15 protein-coding genes are annotated in these 19,499 nt (G+C 45.0%); 4 read left to right on the forward strand and 11 right to left on the reverse strand.

All coding sequences use genetic code 11. From position 1 onward, the window contains the following. The coding region (locus tag RH89_RS28175) for a DUF2813 domain-containing protein (protein ID WP_004409344.1) at window positions 1-816 on the reverse strand (816 nt) is incomplete at its 3' end. Between the two features lie 179 nt (window positions 817-995). Between RH89_RS28175 and RH89_RS28180 the strand changes: the two genes are divergently transcribed. Beyond that, on the forward strand, window positions 996-2,693 hold the full coding sequence (locus tag RH89_RS28180; RefSeq protein ID WP_038147715.1) for a bifunctional metallophosphatase/5'-nucleotidase: 1,698 nt from the start codon (window positions 996-998) through the stop codon (window positions 2,691-2,693). A 274-nt stretch (window positions 2,694-2,967) separates the two neighbouring features. Here RH89_RS28180 and RH89_RS28185 read toward each other — a convergent pair whose 3' ends face one another. The 4 genes from RH89_RS28185 to RH89_RS28200 all read right to left on the reverse strand — a co-directional run bounded on the left by RH89_RS28185 (window position 2,968) and on the right by RH89_RS28200 (window position 8,741). Continuing rightward, window positions 2,968-4,623 carry an ABC-ATPase domain-containing protein gene (locus RH89_RS28185; RefSeq protein ID WP_004409346.1) on the reverse strand — a complete coding sequence of 552 codons (1,656 nt, stop codon included), beginning with the start codon at window positions 4,621-4,623 and terminating at the stop codon, window positions 2,968-2,970. Between the two features lie 97 nt (window positions 4,624-4,720). Then, entirely contained in the window at window positions 4,721-6,628 is a 1,908-nt protein-coding gene (locus RH89_RS28190; RefSeq protein ID WP_004409348.1) for a putative bifunctional diguanylate cyclase/phosphodiesterase, read from the reverse strand. 268 nt (window positions 6,629-6,896) lie between these two features. After that, window positions 6,897-8,042 (reverse strand): enoyl-ACP reductase FabV, encoded by a 1,146-nt coding sequence (gene fabV / locus RH89_RS28195; RefSeq protein WP_004409351.1) that lies wholly within the window; start codon window positions 8,040-8,042, stop codon window positions 6,897-6,899. Between the two features lie 81 nt (window positions 8,043-8,123). Continuing rightward, window positions 8,124-8,741 carry a GDSL-type esterase/lipase family protein gene (locus RH89_RS28200; RefSeq protein WP_004409353.1) on the reverse strand — a complete coding sequence of 206 codons (618 nt, stop codon included), beginning with the start codon at window positions 8,739-8,741 and terminating at the stop codon, window positions 8,124-8,126. Between RH89_RS28200 and RH89_RS28205 the strand changes: the two genes are divergently transcribed. From RH89_RS28205 to RH89_RS28215, 3 genes are all read left to right on the forward strand, one after another. After that, complete coding sequence (locus RH89_RS28205) at window positions 8,740-9,414, forward strand: ABC transporter ATP-binding protein (protein ID WP_004409355.1); 675 nt, start codon at window positions 8,740-8,742, stop codon at window positions 9,412-9,414. The two genes, RH89_RS28200 and RH89_RS28205, sit on opposite strands and share 2 nt — an antisense overlap. Further along, the gene (locus tag RH89_RS28210; RefSeq protein ID WP_004409356.1) at window positions 9,414-11,885 is read left to right on the forward strand and encodes an ABC transporter permease; all 2,472 of its coding nucleotides are present in this window, start codon (window positions 9,414-9,416) and stop codon (window positions 11,883-11,885) included. Before RH89_RS28205 ends, RH89_RS28210 begins: the two co-directional genes overlap by 1 nt. A 288-nt stretch (window positions 11,886-12,173) precedes the next feature. Beyond that, complete coding sequence (locus RH89_RS28215; RefSeq protein ID WP_004409358.1) at window positions 12,174-13,634, forward strand: NAD(P)-binding protein; 1,461 nt, start codon at window positions 12,174-12,176, stop codon at window positions 13,632-13,634. A gap of 60 nt (window positions 13,635-13,694) precedes the next feature. On the opposite strand, the gene phnE (RH89_RS28220) is transcribed toward RH89_RS28215, so the two are convergent. The 6 genes from phnE (RH89_RS28220) to RH89_RS28245 all read right to left on the reverse strand — a co-directional run. Beyond that, window positions 13,695-14,498 (reverse strand): phosphonate ABC transporter, permease protein PhnE, encoded by an 804-nt coding sequence (gene phnE / locus RH89_RS28220; protein WP_004409359.1) that lies wholly within the window; start codon window positions 14,496-14,498, stop codon window positions 13,695-13,697. Further along, window positions 14,498-15,283: a phosphonate ABC transporter, permease protein PhnE gene (phnE, locus tag RH89_RS28225; protein ID WP_004409361.1), complete on the reverse strand. Its 786-nt coding sequence runs from the start codon at window positions 15,281-15,283 to the stop codon at window positions 14,498-14,500. Before phnE (RH89_RS28225) ends, phnE (RH89_RS28220) begins: the two co-directional genes overlap by 1 nt. Continuing rightward, the gene (phnC, locus tag RH89_RS28230) at window positions 15,271-16,041 is read right to left on the reverse strand and encodes a phosphonate ABC transporter ATP-binding protein (protein ID WP_004409363.1); all 771 of its coding nucleotides are present in this window, start codon (window positions 16,039-16,041) and stop codon (window positions 15,271-15,273) included. The genes phnE (RH89_RS28225) and phnC overlap by 13 nt, the downstream gene beginning before the upstream one ends. A gap of 78 nt (window positions 16,042-16,119) precedes the next feature. After that, window positions 16,120-17,157 (reverse strand): phosphate/phosphite/phosphonate ABC transporter substrate-binding protein, encoded by a 1,038-nt coding sequence (gene phnD / locus RH89_RS28235; protein WP_004409365.1) that lies wholly within the window; start codon window positions 17,155-17,157, stop codon window positions 16,120-16,122. Between the two features lie 236 nt (window positions 17,158-17,393). Next, window positions 17,394-18,608, reverse strand: a complete 1,215-nt coding sequence (locus RH89_RS28240) for a glycerophosphodiester phosphodiesterase family protein (protein ID WP_004409367.1) — start codon at window positions 18,606-18,608, stop codon at window positions 17,394-17,396. Between the two features lie 145 nt (window positions 18,609-18,753). Further along, a partial coding sequence (locus tag RH89_RS28245) for a sigma 54-interacting transcriptional regulator (RefSeq protein ID WP_004409369.1) occupies window positions 18,754-19,499 on the reverse strand: 746 nt, incomplete at its 5' end.

Here is a 19,499-nt window from a genome sequence, read left to right on the forward strand (position 1 = left end):
TCCCTTTGCTTGCAGGTAGGCACTAAGTAAGCCCATCATTAGAAGACGAGTCTGTTTATTGTTGTTCTTATCTGCCATTTGAGAAAGCGCGGTTTTGTCCGTGCTGGTGCTGCCAAAAAAAATGCGGTCACGCTGCCTTCTGGGGTTACCTCGGGATTGGCCTTTCACATTAAAGTAGTGCTCTACCAAGTTTTCCATGGAATTTAAGCTACTTCGCATTTCCCCCTTATTTACGTGCCCAGGCATAGCTAGCAATCGACGGGAAGTGTTCTCGATACGCTTTTCGGCGCGTGAATTGATCTCTTTCTGTTGCTGACTGGCAATTTGTTTACGGGCATCGCGTAAACGGATCACCGGATGAAGTGCCATAAGTTCCTGAGCCAGCTTGTAGGCATGATGAAGATGCAGTTGGTTACCAGAGCTATCGAGGAACATGTAATTGGTCGAGATCTTGTACTGGTTTCTGGTGGCACTAAGACGATAGATAATGCGCTTGACCCCATCGTCATCAGTTATCCAGACAGGTTTGATCTTTCGGTATCTTCCGGCTTTTTCTTCACCATCGAAACTGGCTTTCCAGCTCAGAATAATTTGAAGGTGCTGGGTTTGAGGTTCAGAGATGGAGTAGTCGACATGAAAATCCTGCATCACAAACTCGTACGGTTCGCAGTCACTTGGTAAAGCAATGGACAGAGCGTCCAACAGGGAAGATTTGCCCCAGGTATTCTCGCCAACCAAGGTAGTCAGCTCATCAAAAGCCAAAGATAAGCGCTTAATTCCACGAAATCCTGATATTTCAATTCGTTCTAACTGCATACACACCATACATGAATCAGAGGCTATGCTTTAAGCTTATACCATTTCGAATTTTAGAAGCAGTGATAGGATCACAATATCTAATAAACAATGACTTAGCGAGAGTTTCTAGATAGTTCATAAATATGTCATTAAGGTGCAGCTATGATAGAATGGCAAAAAGACAAAAAGAAAAACGAATGAAAAAACAAAACAAAAAAGCCACGCTTACCATAGCGCACATCAACGACACGCACTCCTATTTCGAACCAAGTACCATTCAACTTCACTTAAATATCGGCGGCAGACAAATGTCTCCGTTTATCAGTGTGGGTGGCTTTGCTCGAATCTCTAATCGGCTTCACCAAATTCGCAAAAATGCAGAATCTCAAAACCGGCGTTTTCTCTTTTTCCATGCCGGAGACTGTTTTCAGGGCACGCTGTATTTTTCGTTATTTAAAGGACGTGCGAATGCAGAAATGCTCAGCGCGTTGAATCCAGATGCGATGGTGGTAGGCAACCACGAGCTGGATATGGGTAACGAACCCGTTGCCGATTTTCTGGACCACATCAGTTTTCCTATGATTGCCAGTAACTGGGACCTTTCTTCTGAGCGGGATAAGCCAAACCGTCTGAGTGAGAAAGCTAACCTTCATACCTACAAAAAAGAAAAAAGCCACGGCAGTTGGTTAACGTTTGATGCGGACGGAGAGGAGATTGCTGTTTTCAGTTTGTCGCTAGACAAAATGGCAGACATCTCAAACCCAGATGCAGATACGCCTTTCCTGAATGCCAAAGAAACGGTAGAGCAGACAATCAAAGCGATTCAGTCTTCTGGGATAAATAAGATCATTCTACTTAGTCATCTTGGTTACGAAGAAGACAAACAGTTAGCTGAAGAGATTGATGGGGTAAGCCTGATCATAGGTGGGCACACCCATGTGATTCAGGGTGATTTTACGGACATCGGATTAACCAAGCACGATGACTACGGGCTCCTGATAAACGGAACCAGGGTCGTTCAAGCCGGCTGCTATGCTCAGTTTATGGGGCATTGCGAAATTGACTTTGATGAAGCTGGCAACGTTACTCGGTTTGAAGGCAAGAATGAGTTGCTTGTTGGTCGAAGGCTGGCAATGGATGCAAGCTTGGATGAACTGGTTGATGACAGTGTGTACGACAGAACTCAATCTGTCATTTACTCACACCCTAATGTGATTCGCTGTACAAAAGATCAAGCCATCAAAGCCATACTGGACGACAAGTACCGACCTCAGGTTAATGAGATAAGAGCGAGAGTCATAGGGGAAGCGTCAAAAACTTATCGCCATGTGCGTATCCCAGACGAAGAGGGACCAAGCGAATTAGCGCCAATAGTTTGTCGTTCGTTTGTTGAGGTGATGAATAATGACGGTCATAACGTCGAGTTTGCGGTTCATAATGCCGGTGGGGTTAGAAATTCTCTTCCTGAAGGAAAGATAACGGTAGATGAAGTGGCAGGAAAACTTTTGCCGTTTGCCATTCCGGTGGGCTATTACGACATTAAAGGCAAGTATGTGCGGCAAATGTTGGAAGGTGCAATTAACAATGCACTAAGCAATGGTGTGGTTGGAACAGGCTCTGGCAGCTATCCATACACTTATAATCTCAGATTTGAATATGACGCAGACGCTGAACTTGGGAACAGAATGTCAACATTGGAAATCAGGCGTGGCGAGCAGTGGGAAGAAGTTGAAGACGACAAAATATATCGTGGTTGTTCAACGGCTTACACCATGAAGGGCAAAGAAGGCTATGACGCTGTGCTGAAGATGGAAGACAAGGGATATGTCTCCAATCATTCCATGGCAGATTGCATGATTACACTGATCCAAGAGAATCCAGAAATATTTATTTGATCATAAATTGAACAGTTGGTCTGTATTTTGCTTTATGTAATTTGAGAGATGATTCACTGCCGGCTACTGAGTAGCCATGAGCATCACTTTTTTTGCATTGGGAGAGTACCTATGTGGAGTAGAGACTGGCTAGACACCGTTATGGTGTGTGTATGGATTTTTGCTTGGTCTGCATTGGTCTATTTTATTCCTTTGACTGGAATGTAATTGCGTATCGAATCCAGACGTTTCTGGAGCAGATACAATTAAGGAGCCTTTCGGCTCCTTTATTTTTTTAGTTAGATTTGAACTGTGACTGACGCATTCTGTTGAGTGCGGCCATTACATCAATAACACGCGGTTTAGCAAGATCGCCATTATTTGGCATGGTGCTAAACCACTCAGGGTTACTGAGCATTTGTTCAATATCTTTAGCGGGATTTTTAGACCATCCCTGAATTTGAGCTAACTGGAACCAAAGCCAGCCTACAGCGTTAAGCTGGCTCTCGGATTCAATCTGCTCCAATGCACTGAGATCGACCCTTTCTTTGCCAAAACGCAGGCTGGACTTGCCTTTGGCACCGACTCGGAATTTACCGTCAGCCAGAATATTTTGAAGTGCTTTTGCATTGAAGGAGCGTGGCGACAAACGTTCCAGAGAATCAGTGGCTTCCTGAACGCGCTGAGTCGGATGAAGTTTGATCACTTCTTTCGCTTTCTCGGTCACGTCAATGGCTTGGTAATCATGCATTTGAATCACAGTATCTGCGACATCAAGATAATCTCCGGAGCCGCCCATAACGATCAGCGTTGAAACTGATAGTTCATCACGGATCTGACCAATTCGGTCAACTAAAGGGGTAATAGGTTCTTCGCCTTTACTTACTAAAGCCTGCATACGCTCATCGCGAATCATAAAGTTCGTCGCAGACGTATCTTCGTCAATAAGTAATGCAGTTGCTCCAGACTCCAGAGATTCCTGTAGCCAAGCGGCTTGAGATGTAGAGCCGGAAGCATCCTGAGTAGAAAACGACTCAGTACTTTTTCCTTGGGGCAGATGATTGATGTAGTTCGATAAGTTAAGCTCGTGCACGCATCGACCGTCTTCTGCACGAATTTTCATCGCATTGGCATCGGTCACGATTCTTTCGCGACCATCTCCGGGAATATGGTCATAAATGGAACGCTCCACCGCATTGAGCAGAGTCGATTTTCCGTGAAAACCACCGCCCACAACAAGCGTAATTCCATTTGGGATACCCATGCCTTTTATTTTTCCTGAATTTGGAGTGTCCAATTCAACTTCCAAAGAGTCAGGAGATTGAAAAGCAACCGCGTCAATCATTGGCAAATCGATGTTGCCCGCTTTACGCGGCAGCACACTGCCGTTAGCAATGAACGCAAGAAGGTTATGTTCAGCGAGTTGACTGCGCAGCGCAACCTGATCTTCCACTGCTTCACAATGTACTTTTAATCTTTCAATGTCCAGTTCGCGGTTCAGGGTCGCTTTGCGGATGAACTTAGGTAGGTGGAAGGTTAGGATATTTATGGCTTTCTTACCCAACACAGTTCGACCGTCTGCTGGTAGATCAACACGGAATCTCAGTTCAATGCCTTCTTCAGTGAAAATCACAGCCGTTTGATCAAGCACAGTTTGACCGGTTAACGCGATTGTCACGCTGTTTTCCTGGGCAGCAAAATGGGAAAAGGAGCGTGCGATAAAATCTCTTGCGGCTCTTTGGTACGCTGATGAGGTGTCTTTTAGCCATGCGAGTTCGGTTAAAGACCATTTTCGGAAAGCGCGTACACGCGAAGGTGGAGCATATGGATCGGCTTGAGTGTTGTCTATGAACAGCTCAAAATCTCCGAAATCGTAGTTGCCTTTTATTTGCTGGTAACTGCGATAGTTTTGTTTTTCTATTTTTTTCAGTTTGGAGATCAGTTGATCCATGGAACGAGTCACTATTCAGAAAGGAATTAGGGCGAGATTATACCTGAGTACCCTTGAGATTCTAGAGGTAACGTGACGGAGTTCAACGAAAGATAAATCAATGACGCGCTGCGATTCTTTGCCCGTTGAATTTCTTGCTGATCAAGCTGTTCTCAAACTCTCGACTGTTCATTGGTTTTCCATACAAATATCCCTGCACATAATCACAGCCTTCATCAAGAATGAACTGCTCTTGGTCATGGCTTTCTACACCTTCCATCACAACTTTGAGTTTCAGCTTCTTCGCAACATGGATAATTGAACGGATGATTTCCTTGTCCTGTTCACTACCTGAAATTTGATTGATGAAGCTTTTGTCAATTTTGATGCAGTCGAATGGGTATTTTTTAAGGTAACTAAAGGAAGAATAGCCCGTTCCAAAGTCATCTAGTGACAGTGTCACACCTAGGCCATGAAGCTTTCTTAGTGTCTGTCCAGCAAGGAATTCGTCGGCTATCAGGCTGGACTCGGTCACCTCAAGCTCTAAGCTGTTAGGATTTAGCTTATAGTAATCAAGAAGTTGTTCTATCTGGTCGACAAAATTAGGGTCTCTCAACTGCACCGCTGACACGTTTATCGCGACTCGAAAATCCTTCATGTATTTGGTCCATTCGGCGGCACGCTGAATGGCACTGCGGAGCACATAATTACCGACCTCGAAAATCAGCCCGTTTTTCTCTGCGAGCTGAATTAAAGAGTCGTTCGAGACCTGGCCAAGTACAGGGTGGTTCCACCGAAGCAACGCCTCGGCACCCAACCAATAGCCATTTCTCGGTGAAACCTTAGGTTGAAAATACAGAGTTAAATCATCGTTTCTCACAGCTTGTAGCAGGTAGCTTTCAAGCTGATTATTGGTAGGGGTGGTAATATTGGAGTTGGCATAAAACGCATATTTTTTACCGGAATCTTTGCACGCCAGCATGGCTTCTCCCGCATGCTTTAACATCAGATTCGCGTTGTCTGCGTCGTAAGACGTAGCCACGCCAATAAACGCATGTAGGTGCAAAGGCTGCCCATTAATGAAAAACTCCGACTGACCAATATCTACTAGCCTTTGGCAGAGAGCCGCCAGGTTATGCTGAGCTTCGTCGATTTCAAGAGCAAAGACCAGATCGATGGTCGACGTGCGTGCAGTTATGCTGTGTAAAACATCGATGAAGCCGACTCGCTTTCGATATTCCTTGAGCACCGTATCAAACACTTCGTACCCATGCTTGGCAAGCAGGCGGCGACCATTGGTAAAGCCGACATGCACAAATGCCAATGTGTGATCCGTTGATTTCATCTGACCCAGCAAAGTCTGAGCTTCGTCGATAAGCGCAAGACGATTCAGAAAGCCGGTTCCCAAATCATGCGACTGTTGGTACAGCACCTTTTGTTCTGCGGCTTTACGTCGGTCGATCTCAGTTCCCAAAGAATAGTTAAGACTGGCGAGATCTTGCGTCCGGCTCTGAACCCGGCTTCTCAACTCTTTGTTTGTTTGTTCTAACTGATATTGCTGGTAGAGCAGCGTCAACTGAGACTCAACGGATTCCCGAAAAGAATCCAACAATGCCATTATTGTGGGAGTGAAAGCATTTTCTTGGTTATCCAGAATACAGATGGTTCCGAATGGTTCGCCGCAAGGCCAGTTTAGAGGAAGACCGTGATAGGCGACCATACCGAGCGACACATCTGGGTTGTCTTCCCATTCTTTGTCTTTCAAGGCGTTGGGAACACTCAATGATCGTTGCTCGGTGATGACCGTTTCACAGTAAAGCTGACCATTAAGAGGCTCACACTCGTTTTCCCGGTAGGGTGATTCGGTAGAATCGTTGGCTTTGTAGACTTCGATAGAGTGTCGGTGCACTTTCATGATAAGCGCAGACGGAACGTCCGATAATTCCGCAACTAAGTTTACGACTTGCTGCCAGCTCTTTTGCATGTACGCTGGGATTTCTATCTGACTGACGTCAATTTTCGACATGGAGTCCTTTCCGTTACTGCGATTACCTTGCTTTCATATGATCATTATATGACGGCGGATCGCCGTACAGCGGGTTAGATGTGGAATTGTCGCAAAATAGAGTCAGTACACCATTTTTTCACAGCGGTTTCAGTTCAATGCGTAAGTTTGAGATCTGAGTCTGAGCTTTTTGATGGGAAATGTTGTTTGAACTTCATTGGAAATTAGTAGGCACTCTCCCCAAATAACAAAGAGTTAGAGTGCCTGACTGGCTGATCAAACGTTTAATTTAGCTTTGCTCAGAAAGGTAACCGTTAAGCTCCAGAAAATCCGATTTATACCCTTGGAAGTCGCCAAGCTCTTTGAAATTGTCAGCATTCATGATTTTGAGTATTTGCTGAACTTGATTTTGTGTATCACTATCCAGCTCAAACTCGTCCAAGCGAATCAATCGTTCGCAATCCACGGGTACAGTGTCCATAAACAGTTTGTCACGGAATAAACGCTGCATCTGTTCGATACACCTTTCATGTGTTCCTTTTTCTTTCATGATTTTGTACAGCGCCAAAATATAAGGGCTGAACGTCGGAATAAACACAGAAGCCTTGGTGACAAGTGCTTTACAGACACAGGCATAGGCACCGCCTTGATACTGTGAAAGCTTAAGATTTAAGGAGTGACTGGTTTGGTGTAGATCGATTTTGGCGTGACCAAGTGTGCCATCGAGATAAATAGGGTGGGTGACCTCAGATCCAACATAAGAGAACGCGACGGTTTTACAGCCAGGGGCTATGGAATCGGCGTTAATCAGTGTGTCTATCCAGCTTTCCCAGTCTTCACCGCCCATCACTTTAACTGTGGATTCTAGCTCTTGAGGTGTGGCTGGTGGAATAGTTTGTTCTTCCCAAGTGTCGTTATCCAAGCGAATAGAGGCACCGACAACAGCTTCATCCAGTGGTTTAATGGAGGAGCACCAAAAATCGCCATTTCCAACAGGTCTTCTGCCTGCCGCGATACTGTATACGATGAGGTCGACTTCACCTTCAAAATACGTTTCGATGGCTTCAACCACTTGTTCGCGGGTTTGGGAAGAAAACGCATCGCCATTAATGTTTACGGCGACTCGACCTTCTTCGCTAGCGACCTGTTTAAAGTATTCATTATTGTGCCAGCCAGCACTGCCGCTGAATTCTTCGGTAGGGGCTTTTTCGTATGAAACACTGATAGTGTCTGCATTGGCACCACCAAAAGTTAGAGCAATTCTAGCTGCAAGTCCAAATCCAGATGAGCCGCCCAATATAAGTACACGTTTGGGTGAAGTGTTTACAGATTGACTGCTTTTTACACTTTCAATTTGTTTATCGACCGCTTTACGACAACCTTCGGAGTTTGCTGAGCGTGCGATAACACCTTCAATGATTGGCTTGTTCTGCATTTTTTTATCCTAGTTATATCGGCAACTGTTTAACCTTAACTTATTTGAGGATATATGGAATTGAGCTAGAACAGCAAACCGCTAGTAATTGGTGTCATTTTTTAGAATTGGGGCGATTTGTTGTGCTACAAAATCAGAAATCCAGGGTTGAGCTTCTGGTTTTGGGTGCAAACCATCACTCATCATCCATTCTGGTTTGATTATGACCTGTTCTAAAAAGAATGGAATGAGTGGAATTTTATACTCATCGGCGAGGTCTACGTAAATGTCTGCGAACAAATTGCTGTAGCGTGTACCATAGTTAGGTGGAACACGAATTTGCATTAAGATTGGGGTCGCGCCAGAATCTTCGCTCAATTCAATCAGTTTGCGAAGGTTTTTGTTGATCGTTTTGGGTGGAAAACCTCGTAAACCATCATTGGCACCAAGCTCAATAAGAACCCAATTTGGACTGTGTTCCTCAAGCAATCCTGGAAGTTTCGCCAGTCCATTACCTGTTGTGTCACCTGAAACACTGCCGTTCTGTATTGAGACATTCAGGTCATATTCATTTAGAGAATGCGAAAGTAAGGATGGCCAACTTTGTTCGGCTTTCATTTGATAGCCCGCACTTAAGCTGTCACCCAAGATGAGTAGGGTCTGTGCAGACGCTATAGTAGAAAACAGAAAACAAAATAAGACCGAAAGGAAACGTAACATGCCATCATCCGTCATAAAAGCTGATTCAATTTCTAAACAAGTTACTACTAATCAAGAACATTTAACAATCCTTGAAAACGTAAATTTAGAAATTAATCGTGGTGAGAGCGTCGCAATCGTAGGTACTTCTGGTGCAGGAAAATCCACTCTCATGACCCTACTGGCGGGGCTTGACACACCTACTTCAGGTGAAATCACTTTACTAGGTAAACCGCTTTCAAAATTAGATGATGAGGCACGAGCCGCTTTGCGAAGCGAAACCGTCGGCTTTGTTTTTCAGAGTTTCCTTTTAATTCCAAGTTTAACGGCAATCGAAAACGTGACGTTACCTTGTTTGCTCAAAGGTGAAGAAGAAGATATTGATCGGGCGCGCTCCCTTCTTGAATCGGTCGGGCTTGGTCATCGTGAAAACCACCTTCCAACTCAGCTTTCTGGTGGCGAACAACAGCGTGTCGCTCTTGCCAGAGCTTTTATGATCAAACCTCAGATCCTGTTTGCCGATGAACCTACAGGCAATCTGGACCAGCACACCGCTGCCAATATTGTGGAACGTCTTTTTGACCTCAATAAACAACATGGAACCACTTTAATTCTGGTTACTCATGATCCGGAATTAGCGAAACGATGCGATCGCACCTTCCACATGCAAGCTGGTCAGTTGGAGGTCGCGTAATGGAAGAAATTCAAGCTCAGGTTGTTCAACCTAAAATTAAAATGCCAAATCGGCAGCTTTTCAGTTGGAGTTTGAGAGAAATTCGTCAGGGTCAGTTGTGGCCTATTTCTGCTGCACTCACTCTTATCATCGCTTGTATTTTTGCTCTGACGGCACTCGCAGACCGAATGGAGCAGGTAATCGTAAAGCAAGGCAAAGACGCTCTTACCGCAGATTCTGTGTTTGTTTCCGCTAATCCCATTCCTGAGTTACTTTTGGGTCAGGTAAGAGATAACAACTTGGAAACCACCACTCTTACTCGCTTTGCAACCATGGCGTTCAGTGATGAAGACATGCAGCTTGTGACCGTCAAGGCCGTGGGCGATGCCTACCCACTGCGCGGTGAGCTTATCCTAACCGATGAGAGTGGTAATAAATCATCGGTGTCGCAGGGTGAACTTTGGCTCGAACAGCGAGTCATGGATCAACTGAACGTAAAAATTGGTGACAGCGTCACCATAGGTGATGCTGACTTACAAGTTACGGGAGTGATTACTGAAGAGCCAGGACTGTCTTTTAACCCGTTTCAGCAAATGCCATCAGTGATGATAAACAGTGCTGACATCGAGAAAACAGGAGCGTTACAGATTGGTAGCCGTGTTCAGTTCCGGTTATTTCTAAACGGCGATTCCAACGCAATTCAGTCAATCGTCGACAGCACAGAGTTAACGCCAAGCGATCGTTGGTTAACTGAAAATACCCAAAGCCGCACATCTGATGTCTTTTCCAGAACAAAACAATATCTTTCACTGACTGTAGCCATTGTAATATTGATGGCGGCAACGACGTTGGTATTGACCTGCCAGCATTATGTCTCTAACCGCCGGCAGACAATTGCAATGCTGAAGAGTATTGGTGCGAGCAAGAGCTGGATTGCTCGTTGGTTGTGGGTGCAGTTAGGGGTTTTGTTTGCCATTGGAATCACTTTTGGTATAGCAATCGGTATTGGTTTAGAAGTTTTACTTCGATTGCCAATGGCAGACTTACTGCCAGATCCACTGCCTTCGTATGGCATTTCTCCATACCTGTATTCAGTCGTGACCTGTGTTCTGATTAGTGTTCCCGCTCTGGGGATTCCTCTGCTGCATCTTTTAAACACACCTGCTTTGAGCGTAATGCAAGATTCGGCACTGAAAGTTAATAGAAAATCACTATTGCTTCTTTTGGTTCCCGTGATTCCGATGCTTGCGGTTTATGGTAGTAACCTAATGGTGTGGATGGTGCTCGTCGGTATTGTCGTTTTGTTCGCGGTGCTTGGCTTGGTCAGTTCATTACTGACTCGACTGGTCAGCAAGCTTCCTATGAACACTACGATGAAGCTCGCAGTCAGCCGACTGAACCGAACCAGCGTAGCAAGTGGCGTACAGTTTGCCGCTCTGGCACTGTCACTAATGCTTCTTTCAGTGATTTGGCTGGTCAGAACAGACTTGTTATCAGACTGGCAGCAAACATTACCTGATGATGCACCAAACGTGTTTGCGTTAAATATTGCCTCTACCGAAGTCGACAGCTATCTGACCACGTTGGATGAAAATGTTCAGGATCGATCTGAGGCTTATCCTATTATTCGTGGTCGCGTAAGCACCATCAATGGTATCCCTGCGAAGGATTACGTTCTTAGTAAGCGGGGAGCTGAAGAAGAGACTGATGCTCTGAGTAGAGAGTTGAACTTTACCTGGGCTGATCAGATTCCTGCGCACAATGATTTGCTGGAAGGTGAGTGGGTAGGGAAAGGTTCTGTATCTGTTGAAAGCGATGTCATGTCAGAGCTTGGACTGGAGATAGGAGACACTCTTACGTATGTGATAAATGGAGTTACTGTTGAAGCAAAAGTGGATTCGGTGCGTCATGTAGAATGGCGTGAGATGAAACCGAACTTTTACTTCATTTTCTCTCCTGACGTGTTGGAAAGTATTCCTTCCACTTACCTAGTTAGTTTTCGCATTAATGATGAACAAAAACCATTCCTGAACCAGCTATCCAGAAGCTATCCAACGGTCAGTGTGATGGATATCAGTACCATGGGAGCCAAGATACAAGAGCTCCTCAGACAAATCGTCTGGGCTATTACTGTGCTTGCTGCATTAGGAGTGATTGCCGGTTTAATGCTTATTTTCACTTTGTTGCGGTTAAGCCTTTCACAGCGCCAGCAGGAAATACGCCTCTACCGCACGCTCGGAGCGTCGAAAAAGCGTATTTCTAATACTCTATGGTGCGAATTCGGTTTAATGGCAATTATTGCAGGAATAATTGCAAGCTTTGGTGCAGAGGTCAGTGTAGCAAGCTTAATGAAATGGGGGTTCGAATTAACACCTAATGCACACCCTTGGTTGTGGTTAATTCTTCCAGTGCTCAGTTTTGCGACACTTGGATTAGTTCTTAACACCCTGATAAAACGGTTATTAATTCCTGTGAATAAAGGTGCATACTGACCTGCTGTGAATAACTAAGGGTGACTTATCCACAAAATCGGTGGATAAATATTGGGATAACTTTGGGCGAAATATCACTTGATATTCGCCCAAGCCAGTAGCTTAGGAACTTTGCAGCAATTTGTTATTCACAAAACTGAAATGTCCTTATCTTCAAGCCTATCGGTCAAGTATTTTTTAAGTTTTTTTTGATCCTTCTTTATAACTAATAAGTACAAGAAAAATGTGATTTTCTTCAAAACAATATCTGAGTAAAATACTTAGGTAATTAAAATACTTAGCAAAGACATGACCCTCAAAGCATTCAAAGAACACGAATCAGTTAAAGTTGGCATTATTGGTGGTGGAATAGCAGGTTCAACTTCCGCTCTGAAATTATCTGAGATGGGGTTAGACGTATCGCTTTTTGAGAAGCGAGACAGTTTAGTAAGTGGTCCACCCATCTGCCATTTACATGCAGGTGGCAATTTATACCGGGAGATTTCTGAAGCCCAGTGTATTGAGCTGCTTAGGCAATCTATAGATACGGTAAAATTGTATCGTCACACCATTAATATCCGACCTACCGTTCTCGCAGTTCCAAACAGCGATTCGGGCAGTGCGACAGAAATATTGCCTCGCCTAAATGCAATCAAAGCTTATTACCAGTCTCTGGTAAATCAGGACCCCACAAATAAAGTGCTTGGGGAGCCAGAAAGCTACTTTGTTGAATATTCCAAGGGAAAATTGCTTTCCTTGAAAGACAAAAGTCAGCCAAAAGAACCTGTGACCTTCGATGACTGGATGATTCCGTTTGCCCAACACACCGATCTTGAACAAATCAAGTTTCCAGTCATAGCGGTTCAGGAGTTTGGGTGGAGTGTATTCCGTCTCTCATCTACGGTTGATCTGGCTTTAGAGTCTTCAAGCCACTGTAAGGTTTTTCTTGAAACTGAAGTTCAGTCTGTGAAACAGACAAATACGGGATGGGAGCTAGCGTACGTACACCGTAATGAATCGAAACCTGAGGTGGTTGAAGTTGACTACCTTATTAATGCAAGTGGTTATGAGACGGGAACAGTTGACGATTGGGTTAACAAACCCAAGCAACGTCTGGTGGAGTTCAAGGCCGCTTACGTGACGCGATGGGAAGAGTGTAGGCAACTTTGGCCAGAGGTTATTTTTCATGGTCCAAGAGCAACCCCAGCAGGAATGGCGCAATTAACGCCCTACGCCAACGGTGTATTTCAGCTCCACGGAATGACGGAATCTATTACTTTGTTTGATGATGGGTTGGTCGCCAGTACCGAAAAAAGTTCGCAGCCAGAGTTGCCGAATTATCTGTCCAACAAAATTAAACACGGTTGGACAGTAGAGCAACAATCGGAACGTACGAATCGCGCGATTCAGCATATGTCTAAATTTATTCCCTCATTTTCTGGTGCTAAAAGTGAAGGAAAGCCGTTGTTTGGAGCGCAGCAGGTGCCCGGAAATGATGTCACGCTTAGGGCGGCAGACGTATCATTTGAAGGGAGTAACTATGCTCGAATGGAAATTGTGAAAGGATCATCAGCCTTGGAAGCTGCCGATCGAATTGCTCGACACATGGCTGAGCAAGGTTTTGTTGGTCGAGGTGAACAATCTTTCAACTGGCAAATTTTGGATGGAATTGAGGAGTCGGATGTTGTCGGCAGAGCCGTTGAGCTAGCTAAAATGAGACAATACCCTGATGAACTCGCGCTTATTGCCGGGGTGTCTAAACCTATCTAGTTTGAATTAACTTAAATTGAACTTGATAAGCCCGCTTACAACAGCGGGCTTATTCGTTTTTTAGATCAGCTTTTTACGAATTTGGATAACTAAAGCTTCTGCCAATACCACCACCACAAATATGCTGAGTAATACGACCGAAACCTTCTGCCATTCAAACAGGTTCTGAGCGTCGTTCAATACAACGCCGACACCGCCTGCACCAACTAATCCAAGTACCGCCGATTCACGAACATTGATGTCCCAACGGAACAGCACGATGGAATAGAACGCTGGCATAACCTGAGGCCAGTATCCTTTTAACAAAATACTTGTTGGTGATGCCCCAGTTGCTCGGAGAGCCTCTATGGTCCCCATATTGACTTCGGTAATGGCTTCAGCGAGCAATTTGCCTACAAATCCGATGCTTCTAATCGCAATGGCCATTATTCCGGCTAGAACGCCTGGTCCAAAGAGGGCGATAAAAAGCAGTGCCCAGACCAAAGAGTTAACAGAGCGAGAAGACACCAGAAAGAATTGCGCAATCCAGTTTAGTGTTTTGCTCGGTGTGATGTTTGGCGCATTGAGCAGAGCCAGCGGCACAGCAAAAATTAGGGTGAATAGGGTGCCCAGCGTAGCAATGTGTAGGGTTTCGATTAGGGCTGCGTGAACAGTTTCTGGGTAGAAGGGATAATCCAACGGCACCATTCGCTCAAACATGTCAGCAAATTGAGCTGGCGCGTCGTACAGAAACTCAGGAATGACCTCCACAGTTTGCCACGACCAGACCAAAGCCAGTACAAAGCAAAAGTAGGCGGAAAAGCGCATCAGTTTTTCTGATAGCGTAAATCTTTGCCAGTGATGATCGATATTCTGGGTGGTCATCAGAAAATTCTCCTCACAATGTTTGACAGGAATTCACCTATCAAAATCAATGAAATAATGGTGATAAGAATTGCCGCAACAAAATCGTAATCAAAGCGCTGAAAAGCGGAGAACAATGTTCCTCCTAAACCACCAGCACCTACAATCCCAACCATGGTGGAGTTACGAAGATTCGAGTCGAGTTGGTAACTTGAAAAACCAATGAACCGAGAAAACACCTGAGGCATGACCGCGAACAACACGACGCTGGCGAAGCTTGCTCCCGTAGCGCGAATGGCCTCCACCTGCTTGAAGGAGATTTCTTCTATTGCCTCTGCAAACAATTTTGCGATGAAGCCTATTGATGCAAATACTAAAGTCAGTATCCCAGCAAGCGCACCGAAGCCCACTGCCTTTACAAACAGAATGGCAATTATCACAGGGTGGAAGGATCGACAAAGTGCGATAAATCCTCTTACGGGTGCGTTGATGATCAAAGGCATCATGTTTCTGGCTGCCAGTAAACCCAGAACGAGGGAGATAACAATCCCGAAGAAGCTGGAAATAATCGCAATCTGCAAGCTTTCGGCAAGACCACTCAGCAGCAAGTTCGTGCGCGAAAAATCTGGCGGAAACATTCGAGACAGCAGTCTTTCACTTTCACCAATACCAACCACTATTCGGTCAATACTTATGCCTAAAGAAGAAAAACTGTAAAAGAGATACGCGAGAACCCCAATCCAAATGGCTTTGCTGGACCAGTGGCTCTTAAATGGATTCTCATGGTCATGAGTTAGTCCAGCCATGATTCCCCTCCATAGATGATTTTTAAGTCCTCTTCGGTAATACCATCAGGATGACCGTCGTAGTGCACTTTTCCGCCACACATTCCTATGATCCGCTTGGCGAAGCGTTTGGCCAGATTCACATCATGAATATTCACCAGAACCGGGATCTGGTTCTTCTCCGCTAGTTGCTCCATCAATTCCATGATTTCGACCGCTGTTTTAGGGTCAAGAGAAGAAGTCGGTTCATCGGCGAGCAAAATGTAAGGGTCTTGCATTACCGCCCGGGCAATACCAACTCGTTGTCTTTGACCCCCGGATAAACTGTCTGCTCGCTGATTTGCAAAATCGTACAACCCAACAAACTTAAGTAGTTCAAACGCATTGTTGATGTCTTTCTGAGTGTAGTTTCGTCTCCAGGCATTCCATGCGCTCATGTAGCCAAGGCGACCTGTTAACACGTTTTCTAACACTGAGAGCCTTTCGACTAAGTTGTATTCTTGGAATACCATGCCAATGTGACGGCGTAACATACGTAGTGGTGTACCTTGAAGTTTCGTTAAGTCCTTGCCGTCAAAAATAATTTCGCCTGAAGTTGGATCGTTCAGTCGGTTGATACAGCGCAACAGTGTGCTTTTACCTGTGCCTGACGGACCGATAATCGCCACAATGCCTGGTTCGTCGATCTGAATGTCGATGCCTTTTAAAATAGGTTTTCCTTGGACATAAGAATGTTGCAACTCATTGATGGCAATGCCACGTGGACTCGCTATTGTCATCGTTATTTCCTTGTTTTTGAGAAAGCCTATGCCCTACCCATAAGGGCATAGGAAATAAATGAATATAGGATTGGTGGGTTAGTTGTTTGCCTGTTTTGCTAATTCAGCGGCTTTCTTTTTCGCGCGCTTAGCGGCTTCTTTTTCTGCTAGCTTTTTAAGCCCGGTCTTGGTGTAAGCGGTACCTGTTGCGTGCGCAATGTTTCGAATCACTTCCCACTCTTCTTTGTATGTGATGGGAGAGAAACGGTCAGCACCTTTAAAAGTTGCGCTCATTTCCGGAGTGAAGCGGTAGGTGGAAAACGCTTCTTTAATTTTGGCAACCAGATCAGGGTTCAGGTCGTGTGAATATCCGAATGCGGAAGTCGGGAAGCGGGGGCTACGGTAAATGATTTTCAGCTTGTCAGCGTCGACTCGACCGGCATCAACCATTCGGTCATACACATCTGAAGCAACTGGTGCCGCATCATAGTCTCCATTGAATACACCCAAAATGGATTGATCGTGTTTACCTGAATAAAGCACTTTGTAGTCCTTGTCAGGCGTTATGCCTTTGCTTGGGAACAGGGCGCGAGGAGCAAGGTTACCCGAGTTAGACGATGCAGAGGTATGTGCAACACGTTTGCCTTTAAGATCATCCATGGTGTTAATACCACTGTCTTTACGCACGATCGTGATCAGGTTGTATCCCTGGAATCCGTTTTCGTCACCTTTTACCGCAATTGGCACGTAGCCAGCTAAGTTTACGGCGTATCCTGTTGGACCAGTTGAAAAGCCTGCGACGTGCAGTCTGCCGGAACGCATTGCCTCTACCTGTGCTGAATTGGAGTGCACCGTGTAATAGATCACTCGCTTACCAGTAATGTTACTTAAGTGCTCCTGAAAATCAGCAAACGCATCTTTGTAGATAGCGGGATCTTCAACAGGAGTATAGGTAAATACCAGGGTACTTGGGTCTCGCCAGTCGTCTTTATTTTTTGGCGTGTCAGCCACAAGGTCATTGTTCTCATCGCAGTATCTGTCGTCGAGAACGCCTTTATGGTTACAGGTATCTGCCAGCGCAACGGAAGGCAGGAGTAGGGAGGTAGCAATGAGCAGTCCTTTATATGCTAATTTCATCTTGAAACCTTTTGTTTGTTTATTTGTAAAGGGTCACTATTGCAATAGCGAGGAGTGTGCCAATTAATTATTTCTTTAATATCAATGATATATAGTTGCGAGGTATTTTGCTTTTTACATTTGTGTCACATTTGTCCCTTGGGTTCTTCTATTTTGGGTCAAATCTGTCCAGTCGTTTTTTGAAACGGGCATTCACTTTATGAGAAGGCTGAAAATGCTCAGCCTTCTCAGAATAATTATTTTAAACCCATGCAGTTAGCGTAGTAGGTCACGGTTGAAGGCCAGTCGCTGAATACGCCCAACACGCCAACATCCTGTGCTAACGTATCAAGCATAACCATCATGTCACCATCGTTGTTGATGCTGTCAGTAACGCTCTGGTAGTACCACCCACCACCATTATTCAATGGACCGGAGCGTTCCAGTGTCCATGTGATAATGTCTAGCCCTGCTTCTTTTGCCAGCTTGGTGTAGTCTGATGCAACGATTTGTCCCTTTTCATCAAGAGTTACCAGCGCATACATCGGAGGTGCGATGATATTAACTCCAGAGTCTTTAAGCGCTTTCATATCAGCCAAATCTGGTTTGAAACCCTCTTGATTGTAGACGCGGTCATCCAAGTAGACGGCTTGCTTACCAAACTTAGGGTTGTGCTTAATCCAGTATTTAACGTCTTCTAAATTAAACGACTGAACATAGGCATCTTGCGCTTTGATTCCAGCAGCCTTCAATTCGTCGATCAGCTTCTGTGCGTAGTCTTGCTGAGAGAACCCATTAAATGGCATTGAGACGGCGGGAGATTTGAGTTCAGGTGTGACTTTAACGCCATGCTGTTTGAAAAGAGCGACACTTTCTGCGTGTGTCATCAAAGTGCCGGTGCTGGCATAAAGATCGGTTCGCCAGCCTGCGGTCCCATCCATGTACTCTTCAACAGTGGTTGCCATAGGGTTGAAGCCATCCATCTTACCTTTAAGCGTTTTGAACTCCGCTAGAGTAAAATCAGAGGTTCTGCATTCAGCCTGTGCTTTTTCTCCTGTTTCAAGGTTGGCAGGTTTAAAAGGAACGGTACATTTTTTTGCAAGTTCAGGAATAGCTAACACGTTGGTCGTGGTATGCAGGTCGCTCTGAGAATGTCGGCAGACAAGCTCTTTATCCTTGGTGAAGGTTACGTCACATTCGAGTACCCCAGCACCTGTGCGAATTGCAGCCAGATAAGACTCTTTTGTGTGTTCAGGAAACTGCATCGCGGCACCGCGATGACCAATCGAAAAATCACTTCGGTAAAATGGCCCTGCTTCACAGGCTTGAAGTTTGGCTTTTAAAGGGCTTTCATCCATGTTGTCGACTAAGTACATAGGACGAGGTCCTAAATCGGCGGTGACTTTAGCCTGCGCTATTCCAGCAGTTAAACACAGGCAAACAAGCGCCGATCCCTTAAGTACGTTATTCATTGTTTTCTCCATTTTTTAATAGCACCTTGTGTGCAAATGGAGAATTGCAGAGGATATGCCAAAATTAATTTCATTGAAAAACAATGAGATAAAAATCCTATCGAATGATTTGGGTCAAAAATGTCTTAGGGTCAACAGACCTTAATCACTTCGACACCTTGAAGCTTTCCTTACTGAGTTGATGCTTTTTCATTTTTCGATAAAGCGTTTTTCTTGGAAGATCCAATATTTCAGACACATGGTTGATGTTGCCATTCGAACTAACCAGTGCTTTTGTCAGCAAGTCTTTTTCGTATTGATCCATTTGCTCTTCAAACCCAAGGGCTTGTTGAGTTTTAGACTGATTCATCGGAGCCTGAAGGTCGAAACCATCACCCACGATGCCCAGAACAAAACGCTCCGCTACGTTTCTGAGTTCACGAACATTGCCCGCCCATTCATGTCTGTGAAGTTGCTGTATGTGCTCTGGATACAGGCTCGGAGCACGGGTTGAATACTTTTCACAAGCTTGAAGTACAAAGTGGCGAAACAAACTCTGAAGATCTTCTTTTCGATCTTTAAGAGGGGGCAGGTGAATGCTCGCAATGTTTAGCCGGTAGAAAAGGTCAACGCGAAAATCGCCTGTATCACTGAGCTGTGCTAAGTCCGCTTTGCTTGCTGCGACAATGGTTATGTTGACCGAAATTAATTCGTTGCTGCCCACGCGCTCAATCACGCGCTCCTGTATCACTCTTAACAGTTTAATTTGAATAGCAATCGGCATGGTTTCTATTTCATCGAGAAACAAAGTCCCGCCGTTAGCCTGTTCAATTTTACCAATGCGCTTTCGATTAGCACTGGTGAAAGCACCGGCTTCATGACCAAACAATTCGCTCTCAATGATACTTTCAC

This window comes from Vibrio nigripulchritudo ATCC 27043 (genome assembly GCF_000222685.1).
GTDB lineage: Bacteria > Pseudomonadota > Gammaproteobacteria > Enterobacterales > Vibrionaceae > Vibrio > Vibrio nigripulchritudo.

Excerpts from the sequence above, each read along its gene's own strand:
- RH89_RS28180 (WP_038147715.1), top strand. The coding sequence starts at position 996 with ATGAAAAAACAAAACAAAAAAGCCACGCTTACCATAGCGCACATCAAC.
- RH89_RS28185 (WP_004409346.1), bottom strand. The coding sequence starts at position 4,623 with ATGGATCAACTGATCTCCAAACTGAAAAAAATAGAAAAACAAAACTAT.
- RH89_RS28190 (WP_004409348.1), bottom strand. The coding sequence starts at position 6,628 with ATGTCGAAAATTGACGTCAGTCAGATAGAAATCCCAGCGTACATGCAA.
- fabV (WP_004409351.1), bottom strand. The coding sequence starts at position 8,042 with ATGCAGAACAAGCCAATCATTGAAGGTGTTATCGCACGCTCAGCAAAC.
- RH89_RS28205 (WP_004409355.1), top strand. The coding sequence starts at position 8,740 with ATGCCATCATCCGTCATAAAAGCTGATTCAATTTCTAAACAAGTTACT.
- RH89_RS28200 (WP_004409353.1), bottom strand. The coding sequence starts at position 8,741 with ATGTTACGTTTCCTTTCGGTCTTATTTTGTTTTCTGTTTTCTACTATA.
- RH89_RS28210 (WP_004409356.1), top strand. The coding sequence starts at position 9,414 with ATGGAAGAAATTCAAGCTCAGGTTGTTCAACCTAAAATTAAAATGCCA.
- RH89_RS28215 (WP_004409358.1), top strand. The coding sequence starts at position 12,174 with ATGACCCTCAAAGCATTCAAAGAACACGAATCAGTTAAAGTTGGCATT.
- phnE (WP_004409359.1), bottom strand. The coding sequence starts at position 14,498 with ATGACCACCCAGAATATCGATCATCACTGGCAAAGATTTACGCTATCA.
- phnE (WP_004409361.1), bottom strand. The coding sequence starts at position 15,283 with ATGGCTGGACTAACTCATGACCATGAGAATCCATTTAAGAGCCACTGG.
- phnC (WP_004409363.1), bottom strand. The coding sequence starts at position 16,041 with ATGACAATAGCGAGTCCACGTGGCATTGCCATCAATGAGTTGCAACAT.
- phnD (WP_004409365.1), bottom strand. The coding sequence starts at position 17,157 with ATGAAATTAGCATATAAAGGACTGCTCATTGCTACCTCCCTACTCCTG.
- RH89_RS28240 (WP_004409367.1), bottom strand. The coding sequence starts at position 18,608 with ATGAATAACGTACTTAAGGGATCGGCGCTTGTTTGCCTGTGTTTAACT.